The sequence below is a fragment of the Mycobacterium sp. genome (assembly GCF_049585075.1).
Taxonomy (GTDB): domain Bacteria; phylum Actinomycetota; class Actinomycetes; order Mycobacteriales; family Mycobacteriaceae; genus Mycobacterium.
The window spans coordinates 1-15,015 of sequence record NZ_JBAUZA010000225.1 but is presented as its reverse complement, the minus strand read 5'-3'; the positions used below and the strand labels follow the sequence as shown (position 1 = coordinate 15,015).

General features: G+C 64.0%; 16 protein-coding genes. 8 read left to right on the top strand and 8 right to left on the bottom strand.

Annotated features, from left to right (window positions below; all coding sequences use genetic code 11):
• Positions 1 to 613 (top strand): cytochrome P450 (locus WB785_RS10895; protein WP_424079079.1); only part of this gene is annotated, 613 nt, incomplete at its 5' end.
• Here the strand turns inward: WB785_RS10895 and WB785_RS10890 are convergent.
• Positions 551 to 1,204 carry a TetR/AcrR family transcriptional regulator gene (locus WB785_RS10890; protein ID WP_424079077.1) on the bottom strand — a complete coding sequence of 218 codons (654 nt, stop codon included), beginning with the start codon at positions 1,202 to 1,204 and terminating at the stop codon, positions 551 to 553. The two genes, WB785_RS10895 and WB785_RS10890, sit on opposite strands and share 63 nt — an antisense overlap.
• A gap of 81 nt (positions 1,205 to 1,285) precedes the next feature.
• Between WB785_RS10890 and WB785_RS10885 the strand changes: the two genes are divergently transcribed.
• From WB785_RS10885 to ngg, 3 genes are all read left to right on the top strand, one after another.
• Positions 1,286 to 2,320 carry a Rieske 2Fe-2S domain-containing protein gene (locus tag WB785_RS10885; RefSeq protein ID WP_424079076.1) on the top strand — a complete coding sequence of 345 codons (1,035 nt, stop codon included), beginning with the start codon at positions 1,286 to 1,288 and terminating at the stop codon, positions 2,318 to 2,320.
• Positions 2,317 to 3,399 carry a dihydrodipicolinate reductase gene (locus tag WB785_RS10880; RefSeq protein ID WP_424079074.1) on the top strand — a complete coding sequence of 361 codons (1,083 nt, stop codon included), beginning with the start codon at positions 2,317 to 2,319 and terminating at the stop codon, positions 3,397 to 3,399. The genes WB785_RS10885 and WB785_RS10880 overlap by 4 nt, the downstream gene beginning before the upstream one ends.
• A 198-nt stretch (positions 3,400 to 3,597) precedes the next feature.
• Positions 3,598 to 5,385 carry an N-acetylglutaminylglutamine synthetase gene (ngg, locus tag WB785_RS10875; RefSeq protein ID WP_424079072.1) on the top strand — a complete coding sequence of 596 codons (1,788 nt, stop codon included), beginning with the start codon at positions 3,598 to 3,600 and terminating at the stop codon, positions 5,383 to 5,385.
• Here the strand turns inward: ngg and WB785_RS10870 are convergent.
• Together WB785_RS10870 and WB785_RS10865 are read right to left on the bottom strand one after the other, a co-directional pair.
• Positions 5,382 to 6,356: an aldo/keto reductase gene (locus tag WB785_RS10870; protein ID WP_424079071.1), complete on the bottom strand. Its 975-nt coding sequence runs from the start codon at positions 6,354 to 6,356 to the stop codon at positions 5,382 to 5,384. The two genes, ngg and WB785_RS10870, sit on opposite strands and share 4 nt — an antisense overlap.
• 34 nt (positions 6,357 to 6,390) lie before the next feature.
• On the bottom strand, positions 6,391 to 6,606 hold the full coding sequence (locus tag WB785_RS10865) for a hypothetical protein (protein ID WP_424079069.1): 216 nt from the start codon (positions 6,604 to 6,606) through the stop codon (positions 6,391 to 6,393).
• A gap of 248 nt (positions 6,607 to 6,854) precedes the next feature.
• On the opposite strand from WB785_RS10865, the gene WB785_RS10860 reads away from it, so the two are divergent.
• Together WB785_RS10860 and WB785_RS10855 are read left to right on the top strand one after the other, a co-directional pair.
• Positions 6,855 to 7,619, top strand: coding sequence for an SDR family oxidoreductase (locus WB785_RS10860; protein WP_424079082.1), 765 nt, complete (start codon positions 6,855 to 6,857; stop codon positions 7,617 to 7,619).
• Between the two features lie 55 nt (positions 7,620 to 7,674).
• Positions 7,675 to 8,079: a hypothetical protein gene (locus WB785_RS10855; protein ID WP_424079067.1), complete on the top strand. Its 405-nt coding sequence runs from the start codon at positions 7,675 to 7,677 to the stop codon at positions 8,077 to 8,079.
• A 15-nt stretch (positions 8,080 to 8,094) separates the two neighbouring features.
• Here the strand turns inward: WB785_RS10855 and WB785_RS10850 are convergent, their stop codons facing one another.
• The 3 genes from WB785_RS10850 to WB785_RS10840 all read right to left on the bottom strand — a co-directional run bounded on the left by WB785_RS10850 (position 8,095) and on the right by WB785_RS10840 (position 11,749).
• Complete coding sequence (locus tag WB785_RS10850) at positions 8,095 to 9,897, bottom strand: serine/threonine-protein kinase PknD (RefSeq protein ID WP_424079066.1); 1,803 nt, start codon at positions 9,895 to 9,897, stop codon at positions 8,095 to 8,097.
• A 93-nt stretch (positions 9,898 to 9,990) separates the two neighbouring features.
• The gene (locus WB785_RS10845; RefSeq protein WP_424079064.1) at positions 9,991 to 11,136 is read right to left on the bottom strand and encodes a glycosyltransferase; all 1,146 of its coding nucleotides are present in this window, start codon (positions 11,134 to 11,136) and stop codon (positions 9,991 to 9,993) included.
• 103 nt (positions 11,137 to 11,239) lie between these two features.
• Positions 11,240 to 11,749, bottom strand: a complete 510-nt coding sequence (locus WB785_RS10840; protein WP_424079062.1) for a nitroreductase family deazaflavin-dependent oxidoreductase — start codon at positions 11,747 to 11,749, stop codon at positions 11,240 to 11,242.
• Positions 11,750 to 11,998: 249 nt separating this feature from the next.
• Between WB785_RS10840 and WB785_RS10835 the strand changes: the two genes are divergently transcribed.
• The gene (locus tag WB785_RS10835) at positions 11,999 to 12,688 is read left to right on the top strand and encodes a sensor domain-containing protein (RefSeq protein ID WP_424079060.1); all 690 of its coding nucleotides are present in this window, start codon (positions 11,999 to 12,001) and stop codon (positions 12,686 to 12,688) included.
• Between the two features lie 14 nt (positions 12,689 to 12,702).
• On the opposite strand, the gene WB785_RS10830 is transcribed toward WB785_RS10835, so the two are convergent.
• Entirely contained in the window at positions 12,703 to 14,295 is a 1,593-nt protein-coding gene (locus WB785_RS10830; RefSeq protein ID WP_424079058.1) for a Na+/H+ antiporter, read from the bottom strand.
• A gap of 204 nt (positions 14,296 to 14,499) precedes the next feature.
• Here WB785_RS10830 and WB785_RS10825 point away from each other — a divergent pair, with 204 nt between their 5' ends.
• Complete coding sequence (locus WB785_RS10825; protein WP_424079080.1) at positions 14,500 to 14,766, top strand: ANTAR domain-containing protein; 267 nt, start codon at positions 14,500 to 14,502, stop codon at positions 14,764 to 14,766.
• A gap of 19 nt (positions 14,767 to 14,785) precedes the next feature.
• On the opposite strand, the gene WB785_RS10820 is transcribed toward WB785_RS10825, so the two are convergent.
• Positions 14,786 to 15,015 (bottom strand): cutinase family protein (locus tag WB785_RS10820; RefSeq protein ID WP_424079057.1); only part of this gene is annotated, 230 nt, incomplete at its 5' end.

The following is a 15,015-nucleotide window of genomic DNA, read 5'->3' as shown; positions in this document are numbered from 1 at the left end:
TTTCGAGAAGTCAAGTGTCAGTGATGAACCCGGCCTTATCGCTGATCTGGCCAGGCGTTGCGCGGCGGGCGAGTTGGAGCAAACCACGGCGTTGGCGATCATGATCACCCTGTTCAGCGCCGCCGGCGAATCGACGGCCTCGCTTTTGGGTAGCGCGGCGTGGATTCTCGCCGACCGCCCCGAGATCCAACGGCAGGTTCGCGAAAACCCAGAATTGCTGGGTATTTTCATTGAGGAGACATTGCGCGTCGAGTCGCCGTTTCGCGGTCACTACCGACACGTGCTGCGCGACACGACGCTGGCCGGGATCGACGTGCCGGCAGACGCTCATCTGCTGCTCCTGTGGGGTGCGGCCAACCGCGATCCGGAACACTTCGATGCACCGAATGAATTTCGGCTCAACCGAACCAGCGCCAAGGATCATGTGACGTTCGGCAAGGGTGCCCACTTCTGCGTGGGAGCCGCGCTGGCGCGATTGGAAGCCCGCATCGCGTTGGGCATGCTGCTCGAGCGCACCGGCTGGATCGAAGCCATCGATGTTGGGGAGTGGCTACCCAGCATCCTGGTCCGGCGCCGCGAGCGGCTCGAGATACGTTGCCAGGGAATTGGTTAACCCTCGGCGGGCTTCATCGAGATCTGCATAAGAGCCGAGTTGGCGCTCGGAGACCAGCCCACGCATCGCACCAGGAATCAGGGCGGCCACTTCGCGGACGCGCTGCGGGTCGACACCCAAACCGGCGAAGGCATTCTGGCAGGTTTGCTGCCAGCTCTTGCCCCAGGAGAACAGCTCGGCAGCGGTGCGCGGATACAGGCGTTCCAACTCCTGGTGGTCGCGGGGGAGCGCTGCCCGCAGACTCTCAATCGCGCGGGAATCGTCGGACGCCAGGCCGTTGTAGAGGGTGTCGATGATGGCGCCAACCCGCTGCCGTAGCGGTGCGTCCGATTCGGCGCTGGTCAACGCCGTCATCGTCGCGTCACGGCGTTCGGCCGTGCGGTGCAGCACGGCTGCCCAGAACCCGTCCACGTCGCCGAACTGATACTGCACCGCGCCCCACGTGGCGCCGCTCTCCTTGGCAATCCGGGTTGCCGACACCGCGCCCGGGTCGCCCGAAGCCAGCGAGCGCACGGCGGCGTCCAGCATCGTCTGGCGGGTGGCCAAACCGCGCTTGTTGCTGCGCCGTTGAGGCGCTTGCGCTCGCGTCATTACCTGGAGCGTAGCGGTTCAGTGCAATGTTTCATAGTACCCACTATGAATTTTGGCAAATGCCCACTATCATCTCCAGACATGGCCAAACCGCCGTTGTCGATGAAGCCGACCGGCTGGTTTCAGGTTGCCTGGTCCGACGAGATCGGCGTTCGCGATGTTCACACGATGAAGTACTTCGACCAGGAGATGGTCGCCTGGCGGGCCGACTCCGGTCAGCTCACGGTGATGAATGCCTACTGCGAACATCTTGGGGCCCACCTCGGTTACGGCGGCAAAGTCGTCGGCGAGGTATTGCAGTGCCCGTTTCACGGATGGCAATGGAACCAGCAGGGCCGCAACGTCTGCATCCCTTACCAGGATCGGCCCAATAAGGGCCGGCGGATTCGGACCTATCCGGTGATCGAACGCAATGAGTCGGTCTACATCTGGCACGACGTCGAAGGTCGAGCGCCCTACTTCGATGCGCCGGACGTGTTCGCCGGATTCAATGACGGCAGCAGCTCCGACGACTACTACCCGCAGCAGAGGTTGTTCCGGGAATGTCTGGAACTACATCCGCAGTACGTGCTCGAAAACGGCGTGGATTTCGCCCATTTCAAGTACGTCCACAACACGCCGATCGTGCCGGTCTTCACCCGCCACCACTTCGACGAACCGGTGTCGTTCGTCGACTTCACCATCACCTTCGAGGGTGATGACCACCAGAAGATCGAGGACATCGACAGCCGGGTCGAGGCCATCAACGGTGGTCTGGGAATCGCGGTAACCAAGAGTTGGGGCATGGTCGACAACCGCACGATTTCCGCAGTCACTCCGGTCGACGAGTCCACCTCCGATGTGCGGTTCATGGTCTACATCGGCCGGACACCGGGCAAGGATCCGACGAAAGCCGAGACCAGGGCCCGAGAATTCGGCCAAGAAGTGATCCGGCAGTTCGAGCAGGACGTCCACATCTGGGGCCACCAGCGCTATTCGGATCCACCCGCGCTGGCCACCGCCGAGTATGCGGGATTCACCGCAATTCGCAAGTGGGCCAAGCAGTTTTATCCCGATGGCATCGGTGGCAACGCCGCCGACGTTTACGCCGCATCCCAGAGAGGTGCCACCCCATGAACGCTCGACCGATTCGCGTGTTTCAGGTAGCCACCGGAAACGTCGGCTCGGAGATGATCAAACGGATTGCCGCACAACCCGACCTGGAACTCATCGGTGTGCACTGCTACTCGCCGGAAAAGATCGGCAAAGACGCGGGTGAGCTGGCCGGCTTGGCTCCCAACGGCGTGAAGGCGACCGGCAGCATCGAGGAGATCATTGCCGCCAAGCCTGATGTCCTCACCTTCCACGGCGTATTCCCTGACGAGGATCTCTACGTCAAAGTCCTTCAGGCAGGGATCAATATCGTCACCACCGCGGACTGGATCACCGGGTGGCACCGCGACAAGAATCACCCGCACCCGTCGGGCAAGCCAGTGAGCCAGCTGCTCCACGAGGCGTGCGTAAAGGGCGGTGCCACGTTCTACGGCACCGGGATGAACCCAGGGCTGAATCAGATTCTGGGTGTGGTCTGTTCGGCTGATGTCGCCGAAATCGAGAACATCACCACGATCGAATCAGTGGATGTGTCGTGTCATCATTCCAAGGACACCTGGATCGAGGTCGGTTACGGCCTGCCGGTTGATGATCCGGAGATCCCGGCAAAGCTCGAGAAGTACACCCGGGTCTTTGCCGACAGCGTGCTGCTGATGGCCGACTGCTTCGATGTGGCGCTGGACGAAGTGAAGTTCAGCTATGAGCTGGGCGCGTGCACCAAGGATGTCGACCTGGGCTGGTACACGCTGCCCAAGGGCTCGCTGGGCGGCAACTACATCAAATACCAGGGCATGGTGGACGGTGTCCCGCGGGTCGAGACGCATCTGGAATGGCAGATGACCCCGCACACCGACCCGAGTTGGAACATCAAAGGCTGCTACATCACCCAAATCACGGGCGATCCGTGCGTCTACAACAAGCACATGATTTTTCCGAAGCGAGGTGTGGATCTGTCCAATCCGGAGAATTTCGCCTCGATCGGCATGACCGTGACCGGCATGCCTGCCCTTGCTTCGATCAAGTCGGTGGTTGCGGCGCGGCCAGGCCTCATCACCAGCGCCGACCTGCCGTTGCGTGGGTTCGCGGGGCGCTTCACGCAGTAGGGCGTTTGACGCCTGTCCATCACCGCGGAAGTCACCGGTGCTGCACGAAGATCCCGTCAGTGCCAGACTAGGGGTTGATTCCGCGGCCGCGAATACGACAGGGAAGTTGATAGACCAACTGTTGAATTGGGTAAACGACATGGCTATGACGTGGGAATTCGGGTGGCTGCAGCGCCACGGCGGGCAAGGTTCGGCGGCATGACCGCGATCGATCCGGCCGAGGACCATACCGAGGCAATCACTCTCGGCCTACATGACGCGTCTCCGCCGGACCTTGTCGACGAGATGGCGAAAGATGTCGAGCTCGAATTAGGCTGGGGCAAACTAATTTTCGGCCAAACTTTCGCCGATGTCCACACGCTGACCGAGGCGTTGCGACGCGAGGTCGCCGGGCGGCGCGACATCTGCATCTACGCGCGCGAATCCCACGTGGTGGTCGCCGGAGCACCAAATGAGCTTTTCATCGATCCCAGCCACACGTACCGACTGCGCTTCGCTGATGACTCGCCCGAGGAAAGCCTGGCTCCGCCGCCGATCGGCGTCACGGTGCGGACGCTGAACGATCCGGACGATGCCGACGCTATGAACCGTGTATTCGTGCGCTGCGGAATGGTTCCGTCGCCGGTCGAGACGATCTGGGACAACCACCTCCATGCCGACTCGGTGACCTATCTGATCGCAGTGCGCGACAACGACAACGCCGTGGTGGGCACCGTGACCGGCGTCGACCACAAAATGCTCTTCAACGATCCGGAGCACGGATCGAGCTTGTGGACCCTGGCGGTCGACCCGGCCGCCGGACTTCCCGGAATAGGCGAAGCGCTCACCCGGGCCCTCGCCGAGCACTTCCGCAGTAAGGGCCGCTTCTACCTTGACCTTTCAGTCGCGCACGACAACGCCGCGGCCATCGGTCTGTACGAGAAGCTGGGCTTTCGCCGCGTTCCAGTGCTGGCGATCAAACGCAAGAACGCGATCAACGAGCCGTTGTTCGCGCCGCCACCGGAGACGGTCGACGACCTCAACCCTTACGCGCGGATCATCGCCGACGAGGCGATGCGACGCGGTATCTGGGTTGAGGTTCTGGATGCGGGCGCCGGTGAGATGCGCCTGACCCACGGTGGCCGCAGCGTCATCACCCGCGAGTCGCTGTCCGAGTTCACCACCGCGATCGCGATGTGCCGGTGCGACGACAAACGATTGACGCGGCGCCTGGTCTCCGAGGCCGGCATCACCGTGCCTCGTGCCCGGCTGGCGACCATGAACGATGACGACTATGCGTTCCTCAAAGAAGTCGGGGAGGTCGTCGTCAAACCGACTCGCGGTGAACAGGGCAAAGGCATCACTGTCGGCGTCGCCGCCGACCATGGTCCGGACGAGCTTGCCGCCGCAGTCGCACGCGCGCGGGAACAACACCCGGAGGTCCTCATCGAGCAGCGGGTACCGGGCAGCGACCTGCGGTTGGTGGTGATCGACGGCCGAGTAGTGGCCGCCGCGCTGAGGCTGCCCCCCGAGATCATCGGCACCGGCGAGCACAGCGTGCGAGATCTCATAGCGGCCGAGAGCCGACGGCGCTCTGCGGCCACCGGCGGTGAGTCACGCATCCCGCTCGACGAGCTCACCGAGGCGACCGTCGCGGAAGCCGGATGGTCGATGGACGACGTCCTGCCGAGAGGAGCTCGGCTTCGCGTCCGCCACACCGCCAACCTCCATCAAGGCGGCACGATCCATGACGTCACCCCGGACGTGAACCCGGAACTCTGCCGGGTCGCCGTGGCTGCTGCCGACGCGATCGGTATCCGGGTGACGGGCATCGACCTGCTGGTGCCGGACATCACCGGCTCCGAATACGCGTTCATCGAAGCCAACGAGCGACCAGGCCTGGCCAATCACGAACCACAGCCCACTGCCGCGGCTTTCATCGACTACCTATTCCCCGGCCAGCCGGGCCAGCCGCTGGCATGGACCCCCGAAGAGTCGCGGCCCTAGCTGCGACCCACGACCTTCTCGCGGGCCGTGTCGGTGAGGAATCGACCCCACGACACTGGCCGGAAATTGCGGGCCGCGTCGGTGAGCGCGGTGCGGGACTCTGCGCTCAACTCGATGTCAGCGGCGGCGACATTGAACTCGAGCTGCTCAACGCTTGATGCGCCCGGAATGGCGACCACGTTCGGCAGGCTCATCAGCCAGGCCAGTGCGACCTGGGCCGGCTTGGCGTCGACGTCCTTGGCGACGTCGCGCAACGTCTGCAGCAGCGGCTCGATCCGGCGCAGGTTCTCCGTGCCGTAGAGCGAGTTGACGGCGCGCACGCCGCCAGGACGGTTATCCACGCCGTACTTGCCGCCCAACAGCCCTTGCGCCAGTGGGCTGTAAGCGATCACGACGCGATTCTCGCGCTCGGCGAACGGAACGAGGTCGTTCAATGCGGCAGGTCGAGCGAGTGAGAAAAGCACTTGGTTGCTGATCACGGGTCGTCCGAGCGCGGCATCGGCCTTCTGCCAACGCGACAGCGAATAGTTCGAGACGCCGGCCGCCCCGATTGCGCCACTGTCGAGCAGGTCACGCATGCCCGGCATGATCACCGAGTCGGGCACCACCGGGTTGGGTTGGTGGACCTGGTAGAGCGGGATGCGGTCCAGCTGCAGCCGGCGCGCGCTTGCGCGCTCGCGTTGTTTGATGACGGCGGGAAACGGCGCTACCGGGAAGATCTTGCTGGCCACCGCGACTTCGGTGCGCTCGTCGCCGAGTGCTTCACCGAGGATCCGTTCGCTTTTACCCAGCCCGTATACCTCGGCGGTGTCGAACAGCGTGACGCCCAGGGCGCGGGCGCGACGAACGATGTCTTTAGCGGCTCCAGCGGCGTAGCTATCGCCGTAGCCCCACTCGCGCGACCCGAACTGCCAAGTGCCCAGCCCGATCCGGCTGGTTCTTCCGACTCCGTCGACGTCCAGATATTTCATGCTGCTCAACCGTAGTGAGCAGTGCCCGCCTCAGCTAGGCGGCGTCGGCCTTAGTGATCGCACCGCGGCGTTCAAGTACCTCCAGGACTTGCTGGCTTCGCACGACGTCTTCCTGTTCACAGAGCTGGCACAGCTCGGTGACGACGGTCTGCAGGACGTCCAGGCGCGCGGAGGCTTGGGTCAGGGTGGCTAGCCAGTTCTCGTAGTCGAGGTCGTCGCGCCGAATCTCAGCCACCGCGAAAGACGTCATGCCCATCTGGTCACACTCCCGAAACTCAGTGAGGGCGCGGGGTCGCGCCGCCCTTTGCCAGCAGGATTAGCCCGCCGTTGGTGTGTCTAAACTCACTAGTCCCGACGCTAACGACCATTTGTAGGCAGCGGCTGAGCACTTGCTGTGATTGTCCAATCACGCTAGGGGCCCCGCCTGTGGACAACGGTGGCCGATACGCTGTGCCCCTAGCGGGCTCGTTACAAGAAGGGGCAAATATGTCAAGGACAGTGGTGGTCGGCGCATCGAGCGGTCTTGGGCGTTGCATCGGCGTCGGTCTCGCGCAGCGGGGCGCTCAGGTCGCGTTGCTTGCCCGGCGCCGCGAGCGCATCGAGGCTGCCGCCAAGGAAGGGGGCTCGGATGCGGTCGCCATCGAATGCGATGTCACCGACCAGGCATCGTGCCGATCGGCCATCAACGATGCGGCAGCTGCGCTTGGCGGTATCGACTCCCTGATCTACACGCCGGCGATAGGGCCGCTCGTCCGGATGGTCGACACCGATGCGGAAACCTGGCGGCGGGTCTTCGATACCAATGTCATCGGCGCGGCGTTGGTGACCGCGGCGGCGGTACCGCACTTGACCGAGTCGGCGGGCAAGGCGGTCTACCTGTCCTCCGACGCGGGTCCGTTCGGACCGCCCTGGCCGGGCCTTGGCGCGTATGGCGTCAGCAAGGCCGCGCTCGAGCAACTCGTCGATGCCTGGCGCGCCGAACACCCCGACATCGGCTTCACCTGCCTGATCGTGGGGGAGTGCGGCGGCGGCGAGGGCGATGGCGCGACGGGGATGAACGTCGGCTGGGATATGGACCTCGCGATGAAAGCCGTTCCGCTGTGGGCATCTCGGGGCTGCATGCCGGGCAAGTTGATGCCGGTCGATGACCTCGTCGACGTGGTGGCCACAATCCTGCGGACCAACGCGTCGACGTCGATGCCGGTCGTCGTTGCACGAGGCGCGCCCGCTAGCCCGGTAGCGTTCCCGGATCCTGGCCGCTGAACGCGGCTGCGTCCTTTACAGTTGCGCTGATAACGACGAGCGAAGGAGACGCCGAATGGCGTGGTTCCTGGCCCTGCAGGGCCCTTCCCACACACCTCACCAGTCGTTGGTTTACGAGCTTCAAGACGGTGTGGATGTGGACAAGATCGGCCAGGAGCTGGTTAGTTCCGCGACGCTGGATCGGGTCGTACCCATTCCCGCGGTGTTGTCGCAAAACAAGCGTCGACACCAGAAAGTGACGCTGTATGTCCGGCCTGCCGCATGGGGTCTTTGGGCGTTTTACGAGCTGTCCGAGGAAGACCGCAAAGAGATGTTGAAGAACAACCCGGTGATGAACGCCCTCGCCCAAGCGCAGCAGCGCGGACAGGCAAACGTAGCCGGGCAACGGGGGCCGATGACCGTACAAGTCAATCCGCTCACCGGCCAAGTCGGACCGGCCACTGCGGGTCCACAGAGCTAGCGCTGCGCGGCAGGCTCAACTCGGCCGCAGAGCCACCACCTTGTTGTTGCGGCCTCCTACATAGACGGTGCCTACGTTGTCTACCGCCAAACCCCAGGGGTAGTCGATGCCAGTGACGGGCAGCTGGACTTGCTTGGTCGAGCCGATGGGAAGTTTCAGCACCCGGTTGTCTCGCCTGTTGGTGACGTACACCGAGCCCTCGTGGTCCACCGTCACGCCGCCGGGATCGTTGAGGCCGATGAAGGGCACTGGGCTTGGAACGCTTGAGCCCGTTGCCAATGCCAGCACCCGATTGTTACCGCCATCGGCCACATAAACGGTGCCGTTCTGATTCACCACAACACCGGTTGGACCGTTGAGGCCGGCGAAGGGCAGTGCGGTTTGCCGGTCTGAGTTGGCGTGAAGTGCCACCACCTGATTCCTGGCGGTGTCGGTGACGTAGACGGTGCGGCTGCTGTCGACTGTCACACCGGTCGGATTACCGAGGTCGGTAAAGGGCAGTTGAATTTGCTTCGTCGAGCCGGCAGGCAACACCACCACCCGCTTGTTGCCGGCGTCGGTCACGTAAACAGTGCCGCTGTTGTCCGCGGTCACACCGGTTGGATAGTTGAGCCCGTCGAACGGCAGCACGGCTGGGGAGGTCGAGCCCGCCGACAATGCCAGCACTCGATTGTGCAGGGTGTCGGCGACGTACACCGTGCCGCCGTTATCGACCGAAACACCTTCTGGTTGAAGGAGGTCAGAGAATGGCAGGGTCGTCTCGGACGCTTCTTGTCCTGAGCGATGATTGGTTGTCACGGCTATGCCCGCAACAACAGCGGCGACCGTAAGCACGACCGCGCACGAGGCAAGAAGGACCTTGCGACGCCGCCACCACGGCCTCGACGGATGCGGGGGCGGCCCTGGCAGTCGACCGCGGACGTCCGCTGGCTGTGTTCGAACCGGCGGAGCAGCCGAAGCGATCGGGGTGGTGACGGCGTCGCGGGCGGCTTGCGCCAGCTCGATGGCGGTGTTGTAGCGGTCACCGGGATTTTTGGCCATGCCCTTGGCTATGACCCCGTCGAAGCCCCCCGGCAGCCGGGGGTTGGAGATCGACGGTCGTGGCGGGGGAGCGGTGAGGTGGCTGGTGACCTGTGTTTCCAGGCTGTCCCCCGGGAAAGGATGTTCTGCGGTCAAGCACTCGTACAGCACACAGGCCAACGCGTAGACATCGGAGCGGGCGTCGACCGACGGGGTGCCACCCTGTCCGGCTTGATGCTGTGCAGCGGTGAAACGTTCGGGGGCCATGTAGTGGAAGGTTCCGATCACCTCGCCGGCCATGGTTAGTCCCCGCTCGCCAATCGCACGCGCAATTCCGAAATCGATCAGGTAGGCGAAGTCGTCGTCATCGAGTAAAACGTTGGACGGCTTGACATCTCGGTGTAACAGCCCGACCTTGTGCGCGGCGTGTAAGGCCCTGGCGATCTGCTCGACGATACGCACCGCCCGTTCCGGCGGCAGCGGCCCGCGGCTCAGCGCCGATTGCAGGTCGGATCCCTCGATCAGCCGCATGTCCACATACAGTCGTCCGTCGATTTCGCCATGGTTATGGATCGGCACGACGTGCGGACTGTTCAATCGCGCGGCGGCAAACGCCTCGCGTCGAAACCGTTGCTGAAACACCGCGTCTTGAGAGATCTGGGCCGACAAGATCTTGATCGCGACGATGCGGTCGATGGCGGTGTCATGAGCTCGCCACACCTCGCCCATGCCACCGCGGCCCAGCAGCTCGAGCAGCCGATACCTTCCGAACGAAGTCCCGTGCAAAGAGCCCTCCATGCAACCTTCCAGCGACTGGCGAGCACAATAACCCGCCGCCAATGACGGTTGCAGGCATTTCGCCGCCTGCCGTGCGGCGGCCGTCCTGGGACGCTACGCGGTAACTTCCGCGTCGCCGCTGTCGTCGGGGGCAGGCAGCGCCCCGAGTGTTGTGAGCATACCGACTGCTGCCCTGTGCCACGTGAACATCTCCGCACGGCTTCGCGCAGCGGCCCGCCGATGCTCTTCGGGTCTGCTGACGATCGCGCTGGCGGCTCGGGCGATGGCCGCTGGGTCATTGTCGGCCAGCGCCCCACAGTCTGCGGTGATGATTTCGCTCAGCGCCGACGTGCGGGACACCACCGCCGGTGTGCTACACGCCAGTGCTTCCAGCGCAGCCAGCCCGAACGTTTCGTGCGGCCCTGGCGCGAGTGCGACATCAGCCGAAGCCAGCAGCGCGGCCACCTCGTGCCGATCGGAAACGAAACCGGTGAAATCGACTGGCAATCGGGCGGCCTGCCGTTGCAACTTGGCGCGCAACGGGCCGTCGCCCACCACGACCAGGCGGGCATCGATACCGGCTGCACACAATTCGGCGACAGCGTCGATGCTGCGGTCGGCCCGCTTTTCGACCGAAAGCCGGCCGCAGTGCACCAGCAGGATCTGCGACGGCGTGGCCCAGCGCTGACGCACCAGCGCGGAGCGCCGGCACGGGTGGAACGTTTCCAGGTCAACGCCCAGTGGGATGGTGACCGTATTGGTTGCGCCGATGCGATCGAATTCTTCGCGGGCAAACCCGGTGGTGCAGACCACGGTGTCGTAGTTGGCCGCGGTACGCCGGTTGGCGAAATCAGCGAACACCCTTGCGGTTCGACGCGGAAGTAGTTGGCCCGCAAGGCGATCAAGGCGCTCATGGGAGATCATCACTGTCGTCGCGCCGTGATCGCGGCCCCAGCGGCCCAGTGATCTCAGAGTGAGGCGATCAGAAACCTCTAAGGTGTCCGGTCCGAGCGCCTCCAGGAGTGTCCGCACCGGTCCCGGCAACACCGCGCGGTAGCGGCCGGTGAACGGAATCAATCTGGCGGGCACGGTAATTCGCACCACGCCGGTGGGTAGCTGGGTCTGTGCCCCATGCCGACCCGGGACGATCAAAAACACCTGGTGGCCCGCGGCGCAATATTCCGCTCCCAGCCGGTCGACGGCGGTACGAAGGCCGCCGGAGCGAGGTCCGTAGAAGTTGGCGACCTGAACGACACGCATACGCTAGAGCAGAACCGCTGCTCGTGTGCGGTCAACGAGCTGACATCGACGATTGGCTGAACAAGCTATGAACTCCCAGGACCGAACATGCCGATAAGCGCCTTCAGGCGATGGGCCGGAGCCGGAAGACCCTGATCTCGCGCGGTGCGCAGCTAGCGCGGTAACGCTCGTAGCCGGCGTACCAGTCGGTAGCAGCGGCCCACGCCGCGGCGCGGGCATCATCAGTGAGCAGCTCGGCGCGGTACTTCGCCGACGGGCCCATGAACTCGATCGTGCATTCGGGGTGCGCCAGCAGGTTGGCGCTCCAGGCCGGATGCGGCGGGCGACCATAGTTGGATCCGATCGCAAGCAGCCCGTCCGAGTCGTCGATCAATGCCAGTGGCTGGGTGCGCGGCTGCCCCGTTTTCGCGCCGGTGGTCGTGACCAGCCCTACCTTGTCGAATCCGGCCGAGCTCAACCGGCCGTGTGTCCGCGGGATCAGCAGTTTGTCGATGCGCGGGGCTACTCGAAGCAGGAACTGGTAGCCGACCGGGCTCATCAGGGCGCGTTCCATGAGCGCCTCATCGATTCGCAGCCGCCGCCCGCGAATTGGGCTTTCTCGGCGAAGGGACACGCGTCGACGGTACCCAATGCGGGCTAAGCCCATGGGTCCTTTGACGATTGGCCGCCGATCACGCGGTGTTGCCTTTACACATCACGGCCGTGGTGTATTCGGCAAACCATCTCCGGTCCGATTTGAAATCACTGAGCGGACTCTAAAATTGGCTCAATTCCATGGTATTGGCCGCCGAAGCGGGCGGTAGGCTCAACGCTATCGCACCGCGGTATGGGTTGGGGCTACGGCGGGAATGAGGATGAAGTGATGCGCCATTTAACGGCCGCATTAGCCGTCACCGGCATCTGCATTCTCGGCGCCGGTTGTGGTGCCGCTAGCAACCAATCAAACGTCAAGTCGACGACGACGATGACCTCGCTTATTCCACGTCCGGTTGTCGAGCGTGAGCTTGATGCGTTGCTGCTTGGCCCAGAGCAGATCAACCCCGTGATGGGTGCGAACGCACTGGCGGTAACCCGAAGGCACGACGCGATGTCCGACGACAGCGCCACCATGAAGCCGTTGGAATGCCTGGCCATCGACGGCGTGGCGCAAGCGCCGGTCTACGCCAACAGTGGGTTCACCGCCGTGCGCGATCGGGCACTCAACGATGGCGATAACTTCACCCATTACGCCGAGCAGGCGGTGGTGTTGTTTCCTACCGCCAAACAGGCGGGCCTCTTCGTGATCGCGTCGGCCCTACGTTGGCCGGCCTGCCACGGCTATACCCACATCCAGTCCGGAACACAATGGACCGTCGCGCCGATATCCGATGCCGACGGTGCACTGAGCACGATTGCAACGCAACAAGATGCCCGGACCGGCGGTTGGGCTTGTGGCCGGGCGCTCGCGCGCAAAAACAACGTCATCATCGATGTCAACACCTGCAGCCCCGACCCGAAGAACTCAGCCGTCGACATCGCTAATCAGATCGCCGCCAAAGTATCTACGCGGTAAGGCCTTTCGTCTCGTCACTCGGTATCGGCGGGGTCGAGCAGTCGAACTTCCTCGAGGTCCATCACCGACTGCAGCTCGCGCAGCACGATGTCGTCGATCCGATTTTTGTCGCGCAGCTCGATGATGGCGCGGCGCTTATGTTCGAGCACGCCAAGGCGCACCCGTCGCAGCAGATCGCTGCGCTCGGCGACCTCGTTAGAACCCTCCGGGTCGGCGCCGGCTTCGATGAGCGCGGCGTGCTCCTCGTATTCCTTTCGCAGACGCCTCAATAGGTCATCGCCGAGGCCCAGTTCACCGGCGACTACCGGCAGGGCTTCGAGAGCGGCTTGGGAGCCACGGCAGCGGGCCAGTTGCAATTCGGCAGCGTGACTTACGTCGTGGGGCATCCGAGCCCAGCGCACGACGTCGGACAGCGTGGTGCCTTGGACGAGCACGGTCACCAGAATCACGACACAGACGACGAAGACGATCAGGCTGCGATCCGGAAACGGGGCACCGCTGTGCGTGGTCAGCGGGACGGCCAACGCCGCGGCAAGCGATACCGCGCCACGGAAACCCGCCCAGTTGGATACGACGCGCTGGCGCCAACTGACACGACGGGCGCGCTGGGCCTCGCGCCTGTCCACCGTGCGAATCAACATCGTGACGGCCTCCCCACAGGCAAACCGGCTCACGATGATCACGAGGGTGACGGCAAGAGCCAGTGCTACCGCGTGGCGGACTCCGCCGTCGACGCCGGCAATACCGCGCACCGCGTGCGGCATTTGGGTGCCGACGAACACCCATAGCGCGCCGTTGATCAGGAACGTCGCCAGGTCCCAGAACGCAAACGTCTGAAGCCGGGAACGCGCTCGGGTCACATGCGGTGTGGCGTAGGCAAGTACCAGCGCCGACACCAATACCGCGACGACACCACTGCAATGAATTGCTTGGGCGAGCAGAAACGCGGCGAACGGCGTCAGCAGGCTCAAGGCGCCTTCCTCCTGCGGCGAGTCGAGTCTGCGCCGCGCTTGCGTCACCGCGAGCCCGACCAGCAGCCCGGCGCAGATACCACCGACGTAGGAACCGATAAAGCGGGCCGTCAAGGCGGCCGGGCCGACCGGAGCGCCGCCAACCGCGACCGAGACGGCCACGCCGAACAGCACGAGCGCGGTCCCGTCGTTTATGATGCTTTCCGCCCTCAACACGGTGAGCGTTCGGCGTGGCAACTGTTTCGCCAGACCGGCCACCGCGGCGGCGTCGGTGGGGGAGAGCACGGCACCCAGCACAGACGCCGCATGGGATTCCATTCCGAGCGCTCGTGCCGTCCAGGACACCGCCACCGCTGTGACGATGACCAGCCCGACGCTGAGAATGATGATGACGCGCAGGTTCGCGCGAATTTCACGAAAGCTGGTGTTCAAGCTCTCCCAGTACAGGATCGCGGGCAAGAACAGCAGCAGCACGATCTCCCCATCGAGCCGCACGCCACCGACCTCGGGGATCAAGCCCAGCAGCGCCCCGAGCACGATCAGCAGAACCGGTGGGCCCACTCGATAACGCCGGCCAAGAACCGTCCCGACGACCACTGTGGCAAAGAGCGCAACGATTACGACAAGCCCAAACACCAGCACATCATGCTGTACGAACTGGTGCCGCGCGCGGCGTGGGGTCAACCTCAGCGTTGGGTACCAAGACGATCACAGCCGCGTACCGATCTCGCCGGTGATCTGGCCGCGGTCGGCTACTTGCGCAAATCATGGGTCACGCTCGCGAAATATCCACATCGGCGCAATCGGATATTCGCACGCTCAACAGGAGGTAAGCACGGCATGACGGCGGAAGTACACGGTAGTCGCATCCTCGACACCGCGAAGGGCATCATCATCGGCCTTCGTAGGTGTTCCTCAGAAACTGCTTTCCACGAGTTGCTCGATGCGGCCCAACGTCATCGGATACCGGTGTTCGCAATGGCCTGGGCGCTCGTGAATCTCGCTAATGGCGGCGACATTTCCGTCCACACTTCTGCCGATGCGCAGTCGGCGGCCCGTGACGAATGGGGTCAGCTCTTCGCCGGGTCGGCGGTGTCGGTCGGTTGAGAGTGCAACGCGCGGCGGGTTAGAGATGGCTGGCGGCGTAATTCGCTGCCTGATCGACCATCCCGTCGTCGGCGTAAGCCGCATGCGCGGCCCAGTCGCCGCCGTCAGAACAGACCGGATCGTCACCGGCGCACAACTCCAGGGTCTTGGGCTGATACAGCGGGCCGATGACGACCGGCGGCGCGCCGACCGTATCCATGAATCGGTTTGACGGCGTGCCGAAAAGGGTGACCGCGGCGACGTGGTTGG

What these genes read in the sequence shown, in the direction of transcription:
- WB785_RS10835 (WP_424079060.1), top strand. Translation starts at nt 11,999, where the DNA reads ATGCGCCATTTAACGGCCGCATTAGCCGTCACCGGCATCTGCATTCTC.
- WB785_RS10855 (WP_424079067.1), top strand. Translation starts at nt 7,675, where the DNA reads ATGGCGTGGTTCCTGGCCCTGCAGGGCCCTTCCCACACACCTCACCAG.
- WB785_RS10845 (WP_424079064.1), bottom strand. Translation starts at nt 11,136, where the DNA reads ATGCGTGTCGTTCAGGTCGCCAACTTCTACGGACCTCGCTCCGGCGGC.
- WB785_RS10850 (WP_424079066.1), bottom strand. Translation starts at nt 9,897, where the DNA reads ATGGAGGGCTCTTTGCACGGGACTTCGTTCGGAAGGTATCGGCTGCTC.
- WB785_RS10890 (WP_424079077.1), bottom strand. Translation starts at nt 1,204, where the DNA reads ATGACGCGAGCGCAAGCGCCTCAACGGCGCAGCAACAAGCGCGGTTTG.
- WB785_RS10880 (WP_424079074.1), top strand. Translation starts at nt 2,317, where the DNA reads ATGAACGCTCGACCGATTCGCGTGTTTCAGGTAGCCACCGGAAACGTC.
- WB785_RS10885 (WP_424079076.1), top strand. Translation starts at nt 1,286, where the DNA reads ATGGCCAAACCGCCGTTGTCGATGAAGCCGACCGGCTGGTTTCAGGTT.
- WB785_RS10865 (WP_424079069.1), bottom strand. Translation starts at nt 6,606, where the DNA reads ATGACGTCTTTCGCGGTGGCTGAGATTCGGCGCGACGACCTCGACTAC.
- ngg (WP_424079072.1), top strand. Translation starts at nt 3,598, where the DNA reads ATGACCGCGATCGATCCGGCCGAGGACCATACCGAGGCAATCACTCTC.
- WB785_RS10870 (WP_424079071.1), bottom strand. Translation starts at nt 6,356, where the DNA reads ATGAAATATCTGGACGTCGACGGAGTCGGAAGAACCAGCCGGATCGGG.
- WB785_RS10825 (WP_424079080.1), top strand. Translation starts at nt 14,500, where the DNA reads ATGACGGCGGAAGTACACGGTAGTCGCATCCTCGACACCGCGAAGGGC.